Consider the following 15781-nt stretch of genomic DNA (forward strand, 5'->3'; position numbering starts at 1 on the left):
ACAAAGGCTGTTTCATTGTTCAGTGACACTATGCAACGAAAGAGATATCTTTTTTCCCTTGTCATGATACTGTTGATGATAGGAGTGGCGGAATTGCTGCATGAAAAAGAAATTATCTTTCCCGAGATGGCTGCCCTCACCATCGGTATGTGGATAGTAGACAAGCGGGTGTGGAAAATAAAACAGTGGCAAATGTTGCTTTTAATGACGCTTGGTGCCTGTGCAGGGGTACTTATTGTGCTCTGTTCACCTTTGCCTTTGGTTCTTAATGTCGCGATGGCATTTCTTTTTGCAGCAGTCTGTTTGCTCTTTGCCCGCGCTTCGTTATTCCCTTTAATATCGGCATGTGTGTTGCCGGTGCTGTTACATACCGAGAGTTGGGTATATCCTTTGGCGGTCTTTGTCATGACTTTAACTCTTATTGCAGTTCAGCGGTGGATGGAACTGAAAGGAATGCGGAAAACGATTGTTTATGAGCCGGTGGACAGGTGCTGGAAAAGAGATTCCATGCGTTGGCTTTGTTTGCTTTCCAGTGTTTTTGCTGTAGCTTGTCTGGCAGTATATTCCGGTAACTTTTTCTTTATCATTCCTCCCCTGATAGTGGCATACGTGGAGTTTGTCAATTCAAAAGCGGGATTTCGAAACCGTCCTGTGCTCACGGTCTTGCTGCTGGTGTTGGGGGCGGTTATAGGGACTGTTTTTCAACTGGCAGGCCATTATTGGTTAGGACTGCCCGAAACGGTAGTTGCATTGTGTATCTTTTTAGCACTTTTTACCTTGTTTGAGTGGCTGGGCAAGTTTTTTGCTCCGGTGGGTGCATTAGCTTTGATACCGATGTTACTGCCTCGTGAAGCATTGCCATGGCTACCGTTACAGGTACTTGTGGGTGCAACATTATTTATAACTATGGGGCTGATATTTTTTCAGCAATGTTATAAATGGTCACGGGCGCAGTTGGTATATTGTCTGATTCCCCATTATCTGATAAGCAGGATAAAAAGGAAGAGAGAGAAATGATTTGGAGATAGAAAAAAGGATTTTTACTTTATGATAAATTGACGCCGGAATCGCCGGAGCATTTCCGGATGAGGACAGCTTTTAATATGTTAGTTTTCACCTTCTCATAAACTCATCCTTCCGCCTGATTCTCCGTTGTAATTTGAATCCTAGATTCCACATAGGTTGAAGGAAATCAAATACTGGCAGTAAAGCATAGAATTTGCGTTCACCCAAGTCTTTTGAAGCGTTTCTGAATACAGTGATTTGTATTAGAAAACGTAATAACCATAACAAGAAGACTATTCCGAGAACAATCCATTGATGTGACAAAAAGCTATTGACAACTGTAGCAATAACGGCTATATAAAATAGGAGTCTGCTACAAGTTTCAAATCCCATCAGATAGCGGATTGTACCTTTAAAAAATCTACTGGTAGTCATATAGCTGATTCTCTCTTCACTCCACATTCGTTTGTATTTAGGAGTAGAAATACGTATAATGCTTTCGGCACTTGTTTCTACGCGGGTATTATGACCATTGGAGGTTTCGTTGATAAAAAGATCGTCTTCCCCACGTTGCAAATTTAAGTGGGAAGTGAATCCTTTCTGTTTATAATATAATGCTTTTCTATACGCTAAGTTTCGCCCCGTACCCATATAGGGATGCCCGGACAGTGCCATACCCAAATAGCGCATAGAGTTCAGCAACGTGTCGAAAGTGATTTTCTTATTAAACCATCCCGGTACTTTTTCATAGTTACTGTATCCTAAAACGATTTCGGTGGCAGGTGTGAAATTGCGTGCCATTTGTCTTAGCCACTGATTACTTTGCGGGTAGCAGTTTGATTCGGTAAATACCAACCAGTCATAACGACTTGCCTTGATTCCCATTGTGATACCTAATTTCTTGTGACTGATGTAGCGTGCACTATCCGGAATAAACGTATGATAGAGATTGTGATATTTATCTTCCAACAATTTTAAGACGTCATCGCAGTCATCTGCCGAACGGTCATAAATGACAATGACTTCAAACTCCGGGTAATCTTGTTCTAAAATGGAAGGAAGGTGCTCTTGCAATTCGTTGGCGGCATCCTTGGCGACAATGATGACGGAAAGCGGTGGAGTATCCGGATTGTTGGTTACCGTTTCTTGATTGTGAGCGTGTATCTTGCCATATACACTCCAATAATAAATGGCTTGGGTGAGGAATAGAATTCCCGAAATAACAGGTAAAGCTACGTTTATGGTAAATAGTTCCATGTAAGTTCTATATTAAAAGTCGTGCAAAAATACAGCAAATAATTGAAATTTGAGAGAATAGATATTCTTCTTTTATCCATTAGTCCACTTTTAATTATAATTTAATGTTAAAAAGCTTATTAGATGAACATTTTTCAAGGATTATTGCTATATTGGGAATACTTAACTATAACAAGTCCTGACCAACGGGCAATTATTATGAGAATACAATTTGAGATTAAGGAAAGTTTGGCCAATATACTTGACCAGCTTGCGCATTCTGATTTTTGGGCTACGGAAATTAAAGAAGATGAGTCAGGAAAAAGGGTTATTAAAATTAAAGACTTAGCTTATAACTTGGAGGCCGTAGCAGAAGTAGGAGATAATGAAATATTTATCCGTACAGCTTTGTCTAAGTATACTTACCGTATCTGTCAGGTAGGCGACGAATGCTGGTGTGAATACGTGGGAGCTTATCGTGGATTGTTGGAACAGAAACTGTTACCCATGATTACTCCCAAGGAAAATTTATTGGAGTGTGAGGTGTTGGAAAGTTCGCTGTTGGGAGGTAAACCTAAGACATTGCGTGAGTATGCAGAAGACAACTTGAAGTTAAAGAAATTCCGTGAGCAGAATTTTGGGGCTAACGGTTTTTCTAAAGCCGACCATCCGCGTCGGGTGTATGATGAGTTTATCAAAGAGGATTTCATCCCAGGAGATAAATGAGACAAGAAGTTTTTTTGTGTTTTCATAATTGACTGAAGAAGGCTGTCTCAATGTAAAATAGGAGGCAGCCTTACTTCTTTGTTTTAGTTTCCTTCTTTATAGGATATCGCTCCGGTGCTATACCAATTCTTCTGATGTATATGCTTGAGGTAATGTGCGGCAATTATAGGCCGAGGCCATAATTTCACCATAAGCACCTGCAGACCGAAGGGCAAACAGGTCGCCACGGTGAACTTTATTTAAGTCGATTGCTTTGCCGAATACATCGGAAGATTCGCAGATAGGTCCTACCACATCGTATGTTTCTGTATCTTCTTCCGAAGTGATATTTTCAATCTTATGGTATGCCTGATAAAGTGCGGGGCGAATCAAATCCGTCATGCCTGCGTCAAGAATGGCAAATTGCTTGTTTGTTCCTTGCTTTACATAAATCACTTTGCTGATGAGGCTGCCACATTGCCCCACAACTGCGCGACCCAGTTCGAAATGCAAGGTTTGTTGCGGACGCAGTTTCAGATGCTTGTGGTAAGTGGCGAAGTACTCGGCAAAGTTAGGAATCGGCTGACGGTTGGGGTGGGAGTAATCGATGCCTAAGCCACCGCCCACATTGATATGCTCTACAATAATTTGACGTGCATATAGCTTCTCCTGTAACTCATTCACACGGTTGCATAGTGCTACGAAGTCACCCATATCCAATATCTGAGAACCAATATGAAAGTGTAGTCCTACAAACTTTATGTTAGGCAGCGTTTCTGCCATATCGATGACTTTGTCCATATCTTCCATGCTGATACCGAATTTATTCTCTGCCAGTCCGGTAGTGATATTGGCATGGGTGTGCGCACCTACATTGGGATTGATACGGAAAGCGACTCTGGCAATTTTGCCTTTGGCGGCAGCCAGTTCGTTGATGATTTCCAATTCGGGTACAGATTCTACATTGAAACAGAAGATATCATAATCCAATCCCAGATTGATTTCCCAATCGGTTTTGCCGACACCCGCATATACGATTTTATTAGTTGGGAAGCCTGCTTTGACAGCTGCACGGATTTCACCGCCACTCACACAGTCTGCTCCCAAACCGTTTTCACGAATAATAGTCAGAATCTTGTGGTTGGCATTGGCTTTCACTGCGTAATGCACGCAGAAGTTGTTGTATTTGCCTGCTTCTTTATTGATGCACGACAGCGTTTCGCGCAATACATTGACGTCGTAATAGTAAAAGGGAGTTTCCAGCTCTCTGAACTTGTTTACGGGGAATGTTCCTTTCATATTGTATTTTGTTATTGATTGAGTAGGGGCGAATTAAATTCGCCCGAAAGTATCTGCTTTTTAGAGTGGGATACATCCGGGCGGATTCAGTCCGCCCCTGCAATGGAATTTATTTATTATTGAATAAATGATCGCTTAATGATTGCAAAGCCTTGTTTTTATCTTCCTTGCGAATCAGGAAAGAGATATTGTAATTGCTACCGCCGAATGAAATCATACGTACAGGAATGTCGCGCATGGCATCAAGTGCTTTTGCCTCGAAACCGACATTTTCCCATTCCAAATCACCTACTACGCAAATGATACACATATCGTGGTCTACAGTTACAGTACCATATTTCTTCAGGTCATCCAAGATTTCATTCAGATGCTTGGTGTTGTCGATAGATACGGAAACACCTACTTCCGAAGTACAAATCATATCGATGGAAGTCTGGTAGCTTTCAAAGATTTCAAATACTTTGCGCAAGAAACCGTAAGCCAGTAGCATACGGCCCGACTTAATTTTAATGGCGGTGATATTATCTTTTGCAGCTACAGCTTTAATCTTGCCTTTTTCCGTGTCGTTTGAAATCAATGTTCCCGGGGCTGTCGGTTCCATGGTGTTGAGCAAACGTACCGGAATGTTAGCGTATTTGGCAGGCTGTACGCAGGTGGGGTGCAAAATCTTGGCACCAAAGTAAGCCAACTCAGCAGCTTCTTCAAAATGCAATTGACGAACCGGGGTAGTCTTGTCCACAATACGCGGGTCATTGTCATGCATGCCGTCGATGTCTGTCCAAATCTGAATTTCAGAAGCATTGACAGCTGCACCGATTAATGAGGCGGTATAGTCACTGCCTCCACGTTGCAGGTTGTCTATCTCACCGTAAGCATTGCGGCAGATAAAACCTTGGGTAATATAGATTTCGGCACCCGGATGCATTTCCAGTTGGGCAGCCAGTTTTTCTTTAATGTAAACCGGGTCGGGTTCAGAGTTCTTGTCTGTACGCATGTATTCCAATGCCGGAAGCAATACGGCGTTTACACCTTGTTCCTGCAAGTAGTTGGTAACCATGTTGGTAGAGATTAACTCACCTTGTGCCAGAATTACTTTTTCTTCAAACAGGGTGAAGATATCTTTTGTATACGAACGAATATAATCGAACTGTGCTTTTATAAATTCCTGTGTTTTCTGTTTATACTCGTCAGTAGAATAAAGTTCATTAACATGCTGTTTATATTTAGCTTCCAGCTTATTAATGATTTCATTCGCACCTTCGGGATTCTTCTTATACAGATAATCCGAAATTTCAACCAACGTGTTTGTCGTTCCTGACATTGCCGAGAGGACAACAATCTTCTGTTCACCGTCAGTAATTAATTTGGCTACTTCTTTCATTCTTTGTGCAGAACCTACCGAAGTACCTCCAAACTTTAAAACTTTCATTTTTCGTTTCGTATTTTAATTGTTTCTATAATTGATAATTAGCGTGCAAATATACGAATAAGACTGCAAAAATCAGCATCTTAGCGATAATATTTATCATTCATCCATTTATTCTATGGTTTCTACGGTCGCATTGGTTACTTTTTCCTTTGTCTCTTGTTCGTTTTTGCTTTTTATGATACGGCTGTATTCGTTTGTAACTTCTTTGATTTGGTGGTTCTCGAAGCGGTAAACGATGCCGGGGTACTCAGCCAGCAGATGCAGGTTGTGGGTGGTCATCATGATGGCAGAGCCCGATGCGCAAATAGATTTCAGGAGCTCTACAATCTGCCGGCTGGTTTCAGCGTCCAAGTTTCCTGTCGGTTCATCGGCAAGAATGATTTCCGGACGATTCAGAATGGCACGGGCGATGACGATACGCTGTTGTTCGCCTCCCGATAATTCATTGGGCATTTTATATCCTTTACCTGTCATTCCCACTTGCTCCAGCACTTCGTCGATACGTTCTTTTATTGCAGCCTTATTGCTCCATCCGGTGGCGCGTAGTACAAAACTGAGATTGGAATGTACATTGCGGTCTGTCAGCAACTGGAAATCCTGAAAGACGATTCCCAGTCGGCGGCGCAGTTCAGGGATATGCTTACGTTTGATATTGGTCATATTGTAACCCAATACTTCAGCATCACCCGATTGGATATCCAGTTCGCCGTAGATGGTTTTTAGCAATGACGTTTTGCCGGAACCGACTTTTCCGATTAGGTAAACAAATTCACCTTTGTTCAGTTCCAGATTTACATCTTCCAATACATCGAGCTCTTGTTGGTTGATGTTTACATTTTTATATCGAATAAGCGGTTCGTCCATAGGGCATTAATGTTTTTTCCAGTTGGCGCTGTGACGTTCTTTTAGTTCGCGTGCCAAATCTTCGATGCGGTAACCTTTTGATGTAAGGAGGACAATAAGGTGATACAGCAGGTCGGAGCTTTCATATATCAAACGTTCATCGGTTCCGTTGCAAGCTTCGATAACGGTTTCTACAGCTTCTTCACCCACCTTTTGTGCCATTTTGTTTACTCCTGATTGGAAGAGGCTGGTTGTGTAAGAACCTTCAGGCATTTCTTCATGTCGTTTGTCAATAAAGTCTTGCAATTCTTTCAAGAACATGATGTCCTGCTTGTTTTCTTCTCCCCAGCAGGTGTCTGTACCTGTGTGGCAAACAGGGCCTGCAGGGACTGCCTTTATTAATAAGGTATCATTGTCGCAGTCTGCTTTGATAGAGATTACTTGCAGGAAGTTTCCGCTTTCTTCTCCTTTCGTCCAAAGACGGTTCTTGGTGCGGCTGAAGAAAGTCACTTTTCCTGTTTCTACGGTTTTCTTATACGCCTCTTCATTCATGAAGCCCAGCATTAAGACTTTTTGTGTGTAGTCATCTTGTATGATGGCAGGGATTAACCCATTCATTTTCTCAAAATCCAATTCCATTTGTTTTATATTTTAATTCTAATTTTATAGTCTGACATTGATTCCTTGTTGGCAAAGATACTGTTTTAATTCGGGAATTCTGATTTCTCCGAAATGAAAAACGCTGGCAGCAAGTGCCGCATCAGCTTTCCCTTCGATAAAAGTATCTTTGAAATGTTCCATTTTTCCTGCACCTCCCGATGCAATAACCGGAATAGTGAGTGAGTCGGAGAGGAGGGCAAGCGCTTCGTTGGCATACCCTGTCTTTACTCCGTCATGGTTCATACTGGTAAAAAGAATTTCTCCTGCTCCCCGATTGTTTACTTCCCGGGCCCACTCAAACAAGTATTTGTCCGTTTCTATGCGTCCTCCGTTCAGATAGCATTTCCACCCTTGCTCCGTCTGTTTGGCATCAATGGCTACCACACAAACTTGCGAACCGAAATGTTGGGCTATTTCATCTACCAGATTAGGATTGCGGATGGCGGATGAGTTGATGGAGACTTTATCGGCTCCGGCACTCAACAGGCGGTCTACATCACTGAGTTCGTTGATGCCTCCGCCCACAGTAAACGGAATGCTGATATTGGCTGCCACTCTTTTCACCAGGTCCGTAAAAGTCTTGCGACCCTCGTGGCTGGCGGTGATATCCAAAAAGACCAGTTCATCGGCTCCTTGTTCACTGTAAGCGCGGCCTAATTCCACAGGGTCGCCGGCTTGACGCAGGTTTACGAAGTTGGTTCCCTTGACGGTCTGCCCGTCTTTAATGTCGAGGCAAGGAATAATTCTTTTTGCTAACATAATTTGTCTTTACATAAAACGGTTCAACTCTTTCAGGGTAATTTTGCCTTCGTAAAGGGCTTTGCCGAACACTACCGCAGGCACTTTGGCTATCTCTAATTGAATGATGTCCTCGATACAACTTACTCCACCACTGGCTATCAGGTGCATATCAGGAAATTCGGTAAGTATTTGTTTGTATAACTCTATTGCAGGCCCTTCCAACATACCGTCACGACTGATATCGGTACATAGCACTTTGAACACTCCTTCCTTTGTATAATCTTTCAGGAAAGGCATCAGCTCTTGCCGGCTTTCTTCTTTCCATCCGTTGATGGATATTTTATTGTCCTTCACATCAGCACCAAGAATTATTTTTTCGTTTCCGTATTGAATCAGCCATTTCTTGAATAGCTCCGGCTTTTTCACGGCAACGCTGCCTAGAGTCACCATTTGGGCACCGTTATCGAATGCAATGATTAAATCTTCATCGGTTTTGATACCTCCGCCGAAGTCAATGACAAGCGATGTGCGGCTGGCGATTTGGTCGAGTACGCGATAATTGACTACGTGGTGCGAAGCGGCTCCGTCTAAATCAACTACGTGCAGACGACGAATGCCATGTGCTTCAAATTCTTTGGCTACTTCCACAGGGTTTTCATTATAAACCTTTTGTGTGTTATAATCTCCCTGTGACAGACGGACACATTTTCCGTCAATGATATCGATGGCAGGAATTAATTCTATCATAACTTTTTTCTTTAGTTATATAATATAATGTATTATAGTTCTAAAAAGTTTCGCAATATGCGTTCGCCCACTGTCCCGCTCTTTTCGGGATGAAACTGCGTGGCATAAAAATTATCTTTATGCAATGCCGAACTGTAGGGGAGGATATATGTAGTTTGTGCTGCTGTAAAGTCATTGAGCGGGACATAAAAACTGTGTACGAAGTAGACAAACTCTTCTTTGGTGAATCCCTTGAATAAATCGCTTTTCACATTTGTCAGTGTATTCCATCCCATGTGGGGGACCTTGTCTATATGTCGTTCCGGGTGGAAAAGCTTGACGTCGGTATCAAAAATGCCTAAGCATTCTGCATTACCTTCTTCTGAATGGCGGCACATGAGTTGCATACCCAAACAAATGCCCAGTACGGGTTGTTTTAAATTTCTGATTACCTCATCCAGTTTATGTTGCCGGAGGTAATTCATGGTTGTGGCAGCTTCTCCAACACCTGGGAAGATTATTTTATCTGCGCTCATCAGCGTTTCCTTATCGGAAGTAATGATAGCTTCTACCCCTAAACGCTTTAGTGCGTAGTCCACTGAGTAGATATTTCCTGCATTATATTTTACGACAGCAATTTTCATCGGCAAAAAATCATCGTTTTATTTTTATAAGCCAGTCCTTTTATTCAATATGCTTCTGCATAATGTGAGAATGGACGGTTTTTATCTATGATATGTGCGCAAAAATAGCGAATTATTGCAGATTAGCTTCATTTTATAACAAGAAGTTTGAGAAAAAGATTAAAATAATAGCAATATTGTAAATCGGGCGAGGTATCGGTCGGGGAGGACTTTGTTTTTTTTGTGCATTTTCTACTGAAAAGCTTGCAGATTTAAAATTAATGCGTACCTTTGCACCCGCAATCGAGAGAGATGGTGAAATAAAGAAAGACAAATCTTTGAAATATTGGTGCGCTAGTTCAGTTGGTTAGAATACATGCCTGTCACGCATGGGGTCACGAGTTCGAGCCTCGTGCGCACCGCTTAATAAAAGCTCTAGGATTCTTTGAATTCTAGAGCTTTTTTATTTGTTCGCTTGGCGCGGACATATTCTAACGGGTGCAAGTCCCCCAATGTGTCCCGACAACGGGAAGCATACAGCCCAACGGCAAGAGTTATCCATCGGGTCACTTGTTATTCTTGGGGATTTAAATCATTGTTTTATCTCCTTACATCATATCACCAAACCAAGGGAAGAGTAAGCTGTTTCTTAGGGTCAGCTAAGCCTTTTTAAACGGAAGATTATTACAGTCTCCAGCGGCGGACTGTACAGTCCACTGCAATGGACTGTACGGTCTGCCGTAGTGGACTATACAGTCCACTGCCGGAGTCTGTAGTAATCTGACTAATAGACAGGCATAATCGAAAGGACGAAAACGCTTAGTCCGACTAATGAAATGACTTAGGGAGTTCAAAACGTATGCAGGGCTTGAAAACCGGAGGAGACAGCATCCGGTGATTTAAAAAGGTCATTCTAAATGAGAAAAAGTTGCTGTTTCCTTTTTTTATGCTATTTTTTTTGTATATTGAGGGCAAATCAAAACATATATATGGAAATAGAAACAGTGGGAGAAAATGCCGGCAAAGTCTGGCGCAACCTGAATGAAAACAGAGGTGAAATATCTATTCAGGAACTTAGTCGGAAAATGAACCTCAGCGCCATTGACGTCGCTATTGCAATAGGTTGGTTGTCTAGAGAGAACAATATTAATATTCAGAGGAAAGGTCATTTACTCTATGTAAGTCATTTAGGATTCTGATTAATCTCTCAATAATAAACCTGTTGGAGAGAAAAAAACTTGAAGAGGTTGTGCCAGCATTTTGGCACAACCTCTTTAACGAAATAATTTTATAAAGCAGTTTAGTCATATATTAGTAAACGCTTGCGGCTTTGACAACTATTGTTTTTAATAATTCTTGCATCTTTCCAATAACCGGCTCCCCATCCAGATTATATTCTGCTGCCATCATATTCATCTGTGGAAAAGCAGCCCATACGCTTCCATTCTTATCTTCCCATACGGAAATCTTTAAAGGTAATTCAATGGAAATACTTGGATTTTCTTGCATTAATTTAGTGCCTACTTTGGGAGAACCAAAGACAATTACTTGATTGGGAAGTAGCTTTAATCCCACTTCTTCTGCATTCTTGCCATGATTGAATTTTGCAAAGATAGGAATTTCCATCGTTTTCAGAGTGTGTTCAATGTGTGACATGGTTTCATTCACACTGAACTGACTCTCGAACGTATAAAGTTGGCTATCGTTTGCTCCTGTCCCCATTTTGCTACTATCGAAGGCTGCAGCTATTTTTCTAGCCAGATTAGTCAGTTCAACACCTTCTTTGTTTGCCAATAAGGTGACACATACCAGCTCTGATGCATCGGTAAAACGACTGAGGAAAGCGGAATGTCCGGGTGCGTTCCCTTTGATATCCATTAATCCTTTGTGGTTATAAAATTGCCATCCTGCCATGGCGGGAACCACTTTACCGTTTGCCAACGTTGTAGGTTTATAAATCATATTGCGATTTTCTGGTTGAGCAATAAGCACTCCGCCTGCGAGGGCTATATCCCAATGGCTTACATTCTCGGCAGATGCCCAAATGTCGGAAAAACCTTTCAGCGAAGTCGGGCTGATGGAAGGGGCGGTAACTAGTTTGCCGTCATTCTCTATGTATCCTGTAGTGGTTTCTGACGGATTGATATAAGCCTTGTCTTTTTTAAAAGTTTCATGCACGTTATGAGTGGTTGTCACATCTTCTTGTTTGACTTTGACTATGTCTTCTCCAAAATAAGTTTGTTGCAGACCGAGATAGTCAATCTGATACTTCTTAACAAAGTCATGGTATGGCATCTTTCCTGCTTTCTCAATAATCGAGGTAAGTAGTAAGAAGTTGGTTGCACTTTGTTTCACGTCGGTGCCCGGTTCGAAAGCCAATGGAATGTGTGCCACTGTTTTAATTAGCTGTATGGGCTGATAGTCGGCCGATACATCAAAACCTTTCTGGTCACGATAATCTGCTATGCCCGAACTGTGTTGCAACAATTGCAGGATAGTGATACCTTTCCAATTGTCAGGGATATCCTTCAGGTATTTTCCAATTGAATCGTTGAGATAGAGCTTCCCTTTTTCAAGTAATTGCATTATGGCAACAGCTGTAAATCCTTGAGAAATAGGACCTATGGGCCATAGAGTTTTGGCTGCAGCAAGATTCCCTTTTTTAAAATCAGTAACTCCGTAACCTACTACGCGTGGGATATAAGGTGCTTGTACGATGGCAAGTGTCATTCCTGGTATCCCTTGTTCTTCCATAAACTCATAAATCATTTGGTCTATAGACTTTCCCTGATAGGCAACGTGTACATTGCCCCTGCCGGCTTGCGGCAATTGGTCTTCATACTTCTTCATAATTGTTCCTCCATTTTGTGCTAACATCGCTCCCGAGATTAGCATACTTGCTAAAGTTAATAGTTTCTTTCTCATGACATTGTTTATTGGTATTCATTGGTATTTTTCTGATGTTACAAAGATAGAGGCTTTTGGAGTCTTCTAAAATGACAATATGGCATATATAGTTTACAATAATTCCTGATTGTTTTTTGTTCTATATTTCAATAGGCAACGAAGTATGGTCTAAAATGTTTTTTTATTAATAGAAAATGTAATAGGAAATGTTGCTAAGCATATTATTCACAGATATGCGTACCTTTGTTATTATTGCAGCCAATGTTTGTTTTTCCACCAATAAGTAATGAATCGGATTCCTGTACCGATTAGTGCGAGGGAAAGTCCTGTATAGAATACGGCGATGAAAGATTCGGGCAACAGATGAAACAGGCGTGACAATATGCCGATTGTAATCATAAATGCCATCACTATCCATCCTTGGACATCAAAGAAAGAAAACGGACAATTCTTTTTTTTCTTTTGACTGATGCGATGTGTGTGCTTTCTGTATAGTTTCCGAAAAATGAAACCAAAGAACAGGAGAAAAACCAGAGTAGTTTCGCATACTTTAAATAGCCAATAATGCGAATCGTTTATCCAGCATCCCACACCGATTCGCAATATATTGATGCCGGCTGTCAGCCACACTATGTCGGCAGTAATGAGTAATATATTTTTACTGACTCCGTACTTCATCCTATTGTTTTTCTTTTTGATGCACGTATGCCAATGCTGCACCCAAAGCAGTTCTGTATTGGGCATATTCCGGTATCAGGAAATGGCATTGGTACATTTCTTCCATGATGGGAAAAACCTCTTTGCACTGTGGCAGCTTTGCCAGATTGCCTATTAAAACAAAATCTTTGATGGAACTGTTCAAAGCTGCGAGTATCACGGATTGGCCAATAGATTGCAGTACCATGTGGATAATTCCCGCCGCTACATCTTCTAATGATGAGTTACTGTCTGCTTTTCCAAAAGTGGATGCAGTGGCATTCAGCGGGAGCCCCGGCAGGGCGGCATTGCAGATATCCTTTATCTGTAAATCTATGTTTTCCACTATTCCTTTTTGTGCCATTTCTACCACTTGGTGAATGTCGTGTGTCTTTAGCAATAATCTGGATAGTCCCTGAATGGTTCCTCCACCGATACCGATGCCGCCGATATGTTGAATCTTTCCGTCCTCCACTTTGACGAAAGAAGTTCCTGTTCCCATACTTACAACAATCAGATTTTTCAATTGCGAGCCATAATGCGCACCTAATCCGTTGGCTAGAAACTCGTCGGTATGCTCGGTAGGTAATCCGTAAAGGGGTTGGTTGACATAAGCACTTCCCACTCCTGTGAGCATCACTTTTTCTATCTCACCCAAACTAATGTTATTATCATATATATATTTCCCGAAAGCTCCAAATAGAGAAGTGATGGGGTCTGCCGCCCTGACAATCATCGGATGTTTGATTCCTTCTTTGTCCACACCGATAATTTTGGTAGTACTTCCACCCACATCTATTCCTATAACCATTCCCATAGCTATGCGTTTTTAATTAGTATTCTTGAAAAGAGACTGCAAATATAGATATATTACTAATAACTGAAGGGCCCTTTTCGTGGAAAAATAAAGATAAGCAAGTTTTATCACCAATTGTCTGTGCGGAAGGGGGCTGTCGGTAAGCCGGATATTCCGTATAAATTTCCATCTGGGTTATCAGCCCAATTGTATCTGACAGCCACCGGATGGGGGACGTCGGGTGATTCTACTACGACCTCTTTCTTCAGAATAGTTACTGTAGCCGGGTAGAATATATGGTCTGCACCTGCAATGATAAAACCTTTGACAGTGTCGGGTTTCATAAAGCCTTTATCCAGATTATCAAAACTGATGCGTATTGTATTTCCTTCTATACGATAGTTCTTGAAGAGGGGGGATTGGGGCATCTTTTTCTTTCTATATGTTTGTTTCAGGGCAAGTTGGGACAGACGCAGTCCTACTTCCTGTTTGTTTTTGGGGTGGATATCATCTGTTTCTCCTAAATCGATAGTCACAGCCATACCGGTGTCATTCAGATAAAGAGCCTTTGATTGTGCTTCTCTCAACGCTGCCCATTCCGAGTCGGGTTGTATTTCTTCCCGCTTTAGAAAATTAGCCAGTTGTACGAAGTAGAAAGGCATATCGGGTTGCTTCCATTTATCACGCCAATCAGATATCAGTGACATAAACAGGTCAGCATATTCATCAGCTCGTCCTACGTTCCCTTCTCCTTGATACCAAATAACCCCTCGGATGGGAATTTGGGTGATGGGGTGTACCATTGCATTGAAGAGGGTAGTGGGGTATCTGGGATTGGTCTTGGGCGAAGGCGGCAGTGGCTCTATCCCGGCCAATGAGAAGCCGGATAAATACTTCCAACTTCCCGCCAATGTGACAGGTTCTTTACCTTTTACCGTCATTGTCATATTTTCCGGTTTTCCGATGAGGCCCCCTTCTCCGGCATAGTTGGTCACACGTATGGTGAGAACAGCTTTTCCCCGTTTCACTAACTTATTGGGGACAGTGTATTGGCGCATGGCGTCACGGCCGTTTCCACGTCCTATTTCCACGCCGTTATAATAGACAATGTCTTCATCGCTTATCTTGCCTAAATTGACAGTAATCGGCTTCCTGTACCAAGAACGAGGAATATCTATGGTTTTTCTGAACCACATTACACCATCAAACCCTTTCACTCCATTACTTTCCCAACTTCCCGGCAGATTCATTTCTTTCCAATTCTCGTCCGAATAACCGGGGTCAGCCCATACTTGATGATTGTCACACCATCCCATATCATGTTCATACAAAGCTTGATACCATGCTTTTCTTTTCTTGGCATACTCTTCATCAATCTTTTCGGGATGAAATCCCAAGGATTCCAGCATATCCATTTCGTGCTCAAACTCTTGCAAGTGTTTCAAACCGTCATAACTGGTCCATGCTTCAGCAGGAGTGCCTCCCCATGAACAGTCTATAACACCAACAGGGACTTTTAATTTCTTTTGTAACTGGCGAGCAAAGAAGTATCCCACAGCCGAGAAGTTTTCTACGCTTTGAGGAGTGCATTCCTGCCATCCTCCTTGTGTAGTACTAAAATCCTCCTTGGGCGTTAGTGATATTTCTTTTTTTACCTTAAATAAGCGTATGGCGGGATAAGTCGCTTCGTTTATCTCGTTTTCATAATTTAATACTTTCCCCCAACCACCGACCGGCATTTCCATGTTGGATTGTCCCGAGCAGAGCCAAAGTTCGCCTATCATGATGTTGTGTAGGACAAGTTCTTCTTCATCACGAAGTGTAATGTCGTAGGGGCCTCCGGCAGAGGGGGTAGGAATTTTTATTTTCCAATTTCCCAGTTTGTCCGTTTGGGCCATATAGATGTGCTTGTTCCAACCGGTTATCACCATAACCTCTTTTTGGACCGTCGAGTGTCCGCGAAGGGTTATATCTGACTTTTGTTGCAGTACCATGTTGTCGGTAAATAGGGCGGGTAATGTCACTTTTGCCTCTGTAACACAGAATGTCACCAACAGTCCGAGTGTCATCATTAGTTTTTTCATGTACCTTCAATTATTGTTGTGTTATTCTCTT

The 15781-nt window shown here is 41.9% G+C and carries 15 protein-coding genes and 1 tRNA gene; 4 read left to right on the top strand and 12 right to left on the bottom strand.

Going from position 1 to position 15781, the window contains the following annotated elements:
* The first annotated feature begins 30 nt into the window (after nucleotides 1-30).
* A complete protein-coding gene (locus QYT14_RS14570) occupies nucleotides 31-1017 on the top strand; it encodes an HPP family protein (protein ID WP_288324894.1) in 987 nt (328 codons plus the stop codon).
* A gap of 96 nt (nucleotides 1018-1113) precedes the next feature.
* On the opposite strand, the gene QYT14_RS14575 is transcribed toward QYT14_RS14570, so the two are convergent.
* Complete coding sequence (locus QYT14_RS14575) at nucleotides 1114-2262, bottom strand: glycosyltransferase (protein WP_288324890.1); 1149 nt, start codon at nucleotides 2260-2262, stop codon at nucleotides 1114-1116.
* Between the two features lie 198 nt (nucleotides 2263-2460).
* On the opposite strand from QYT14_RS14575, the gene QYT14_RS14580 reads away from it, so the two are divergent.
* A complete protein-coding gene (locus tag QYT14_RS14580; RefSeq protein WP_237038500.1) occupies nucleotides 2461-2967 on the top strand; it encodes a hypothetical protein in 507 nt (168 codons plus the stop codon).
* A gap of 117 nt (nucleotides 2968-3084) precedes the next feature.
* Here the strand turns inward: QYT14_RS14580 and lysA are convergent, their stop codons facing one another.
* The 7 genes from lysA to hisH form a co-directional block, all read right to left on the bottom strand.
* The gene (gene lysA, locus QYT14_RS14585) at nucleotides 3085-4245 is read right to left on the bottom strand and encodes a diaminopimelate decarboxylase (protein WP_237038499.1); all 1161 of its coding nucleotides are present in this window, start codon (nucleotides 4243-4245) and stop codon (nucleotides 3085-3087) included.
* Nucleotides 4246-4354: 109 nt separating this feature from the next.
* Complete coding sequence (locus QYT14_RS14590) at nucleotides 4355-5674, bottom strand: aspartate kinase (RefSeq protein ID WP_237038498.1); 1320 nt, start codon at nucleotides 5672-5674, stop codon at nucleotides 4355-4357.
* Between the two features lie 108 nt (nucleotides 5675-5782).
* Nucleotides 5783-6538 carry an ATP-binding cassette domain-containing protein gene (locus tag QYT14_RS14595; RefSeq protein WP_289307131.1) on the bottom strand — a complete coding sequence of 252 codons (756 nt, stop codon included), beginning with the start codon at nucleotides 6536-6538 and terminating at the stop codon, nucleotides 5783-5785.
* A 6-nt stretch (nucleotides 6539-6544) separates the two neighbouring features.
* Complete coding sequence (hisIE, locus tag QYT14_RS14600; protein ID WP_237038496.1) at nucleotides 6545-7156, bottom strand: bifunctional phosphoribosyl-AMP cyclohydrolase/phosphoribosyl-ATP diphosphatase HisIE; 612 nt, start codon at nucleotides 7154-7156, stop codon at nucleotides 6545-6547.
* A 24-nt stretch (nucleotides 7157-7180) separates the two neighbouring features.
* Nucleotides 7181-7936 carry an imidazole glycerol phosphate synthase subunit HisF gene (gene hisF / locus QYT14_RS14605; protein ID WP_237038495.1) on the bottom strand — a complete coding sequence of 252 codons (756 nt, stop codon included), beginning with the start codon at nucleotides 7934-7936 and terminating at the stop codon, nucleotides 7181-7183.
* Nucleotides 7937-7945: 9 nt separating this feature from the next.
* On the bottom strand, nucleotides 7946-8665 hold the full coding sequence (gene hisA, locus QYT14_RS14610) for a 1-(5-phosphoribosyl)-5-[(5-phosphoribosylamino)methylideneamino]imidazole-4-carboxamide isomerase (protein ID WP_237038494.1): 720 nt from the start codon (nucleotides 8663-8665) through the stop codon (nucleotides 7946-7948).
* Nucleotides 8666-8697: 32 nt separating this feature from the next.
* Complete coding sequence (gene hisH, locus QYT14_RS14615; protein WP_237038637.1) at nucleotides 8698-9288, bottom strand: imidazole glycerol phosphate synthase subunit HisH; 591 nt, start codon at nucleotides 9286-9288, stop codon at nucleotides 8698-8700.
* 327 nt (nucleotides 9289-9615) lie between these two features.
* Between hisH and QYT14_RS14620 the strand changes: the two genes are divergently transcribed.
* Nucleotides 9616-9689: transfer RNA gene (locus tag QYT14_RS14620), tRNA-Asp, on the top strand.
* Between the two features lie 567 nt (nucleotides 9690-10256).
* Nucleotides 10257-10466: a winged helix-turn-helix domain-containing protein gene (locus tag QYT14_RS14625; protein ID WP_237038493.1), complete on the top strand. Its 210-nt coding sequence runs from the start codon at nucleotides 10257-10259 to the stop codon at nucleotides 10464-10466.
* Between the two features lie 112 nt (nucleotides 10467-10578).
* Here QYT14_RS14625 and QYT14_RS14630 read toward each other — a convergent pair whose 3' ends face one another.
* The 4 genes from QYT14_RS14630 to QYT14_RS14645 all read right to left on the bottom strand — a co-directional run bounded on the left by QYT14_RS14630 (nucleotide 10579) and on the right by QYT14_RS14645 (nucleotide 15750).
* On the bottom strand, nucleotides 10579-12192 hold the full coding sequence (locus tag QYT14_RS14630) for a serine hydrolase (protein ID WP_286079290.1): 1614 nt from the start codon (nucleotides 12190-12192) through the stop codon (nucleotides 10579-10581).
* Nucleotides 12193-12423: 231 nt separating this feature from the next.
* Nucleotides 12424-12852, bottom strand: a complete 429-nt coding sequence (locus QYT14_RS14635; RefSeq protein WP_286079291.1) for a hypothetical protein — start codon at nucleotides 12850-12852, stop codon at nucleotides 12424-12426.
* Between the two features lies 1 nt (nucleotide 12853).
* On the bottom strand, nucleotides 12854-13687 hold the full coding sequence (coaW, locus tag QYT14_RS14640) for a type II pantothenate kinase (RefSeq protein ID WP_286079292.1): 834 nt from the start codon (nucleotides 13685-13687) through the stop codon (nucleotides 12854-12856).
* Between the two features lie 107 nt (nucleotides 13688-13794).
* Nucleotides 13795-15750: a sialate O-acetylesterase gene (locus tag QYT14_RS14645; protein WP_286079293.1), complete on the bottom strand. Its 1956-nt coding sequence runs from the start codon at nucleotides 15748-15750 to the stop codon at nucleotides 13795-13797.
* Between the last annotated feature and the right edge of the window lie 31 nt (nucleotides 15751-15781).

This window comes from uncultured Phocaeicola sp. (assembly GCF_948499155.1).
Taxonomy (GTDB): Bacteria; Bacteroidota; Bacteroidia; order Bacteroidales; family Bacteroidaceae; genus Phocaeicola; species Phocaeicola faecalis.

What these genes read in the sequence shown, in the direction of transcription:
- QYT14_RS14630 (WP_286079290.1), bottom strand. Translation starts at nt 12,192, where the DNA reads ATGAGAAAGAAACTATTAACTTTAGCAAGTATGCTAATCTCGGGAGCG.
- QYT14_RS14570 (WP_288324894.1), top strand. Translation starts at nt 31, where the DNA reads ATGCAACGAAAGAGATATCTTTTTTCCCTTGTCATGATACTGTTGATG.
- QYT14_RS14635 (WP_286079291.1), bottom strand. Translation starts at nt 12,852, where the DNA reads ATGAAGTACGGAGTCAGTAAAAATATATTACTCATTACTGCCGACATA.
- lysA (WP_237038499.1), bottom strand. Translation starts at nt 4,245, where the DNA reads ATGAAAGGAACATTCCCCGTAAACAAGTTCAGAGAGCTGGAAACTCCC.
- QYT14_RS14580 (WP_237038500.1), top strand. Translation starts at nt 2,461, where the DNA reads ATGAGAATACAATTTGAGATTAAGGAAAGTTTGGCCAATATACTTGAC.
- QYT14_RS14645 (WP_286079293.1), bottom strand. Translation starts at nt 15,750, where the DNA reads ATGAAAAAACTAATGATGACACTCGGACTGTTGGTGACATTCTGTGTT.
- hisIE (WP_237038496.1), bottom strand. Translation starts at nt 7,156, where the DNA reads ATGGAATTGGATTTTGAGAAAATGAATGGGTTAATCCCTGCCATCATA.
- hisH (WP_237038637.1), bottom strand. Translation starts at nt 9,288, where the DNA reads ATGAAAATTGCTGTCGTAAAATATAATGCAGGAAATATCTACTCAGTG.
- hisA (WP_237038494.1), bottom strand. Translation starts at nt 8,665, where the DNA reads ATGATAGAATTAATTCCTGCCATCGATATCATTGACGGAAAATGTGTC.
- QYT14_RS14590 (WP_237038498.1), bottom strand. Translation starts at nt 5,674, where the DNA reads ATGAAAGTTTTAAAGTTTGGAGGTACTTCGGTAGGTTCTGCACAAAGA.
- hisF (WP_237038495.1), bottom strand. Translation starts at nt 7,936, where the DNA reads ATGTTAGCAAAAAGAATTATTCCTTGCCTCGACATTAAAGACGGGCAG.
- coaW (WP_286079292.1), bottom strand. Translation starts at nt 13,687, where the DNA reads ATGGGAATGGTTATAGGAATAGATGTGGGTGGAAGTACTACCAAAATT.
- QYT14_RS14575 (WP_288324890.1), bottom strand. Translation starts at nt 2,262, where the DNA reads ATGGAACTATTTACCATAAACGTAGCTTTACCTGTTATTTCGGGAATT.
- QYT14_RS14625 (WP_237038493.1), top strand. Translation starts at nt 10,257, where the DNA reads ATGGAAATAGAAACAGTGGGAGAAAATGCCGGCAAAGTCTGGCGCAAC.
- QYT14_RS14595 (WP_289307131.1), bottom strand. Translation starts at nt 6,538, where the DNA reads ATGGACGAACCGCTTATTCGATATAAAAATGTAAACATCAACCAACAA.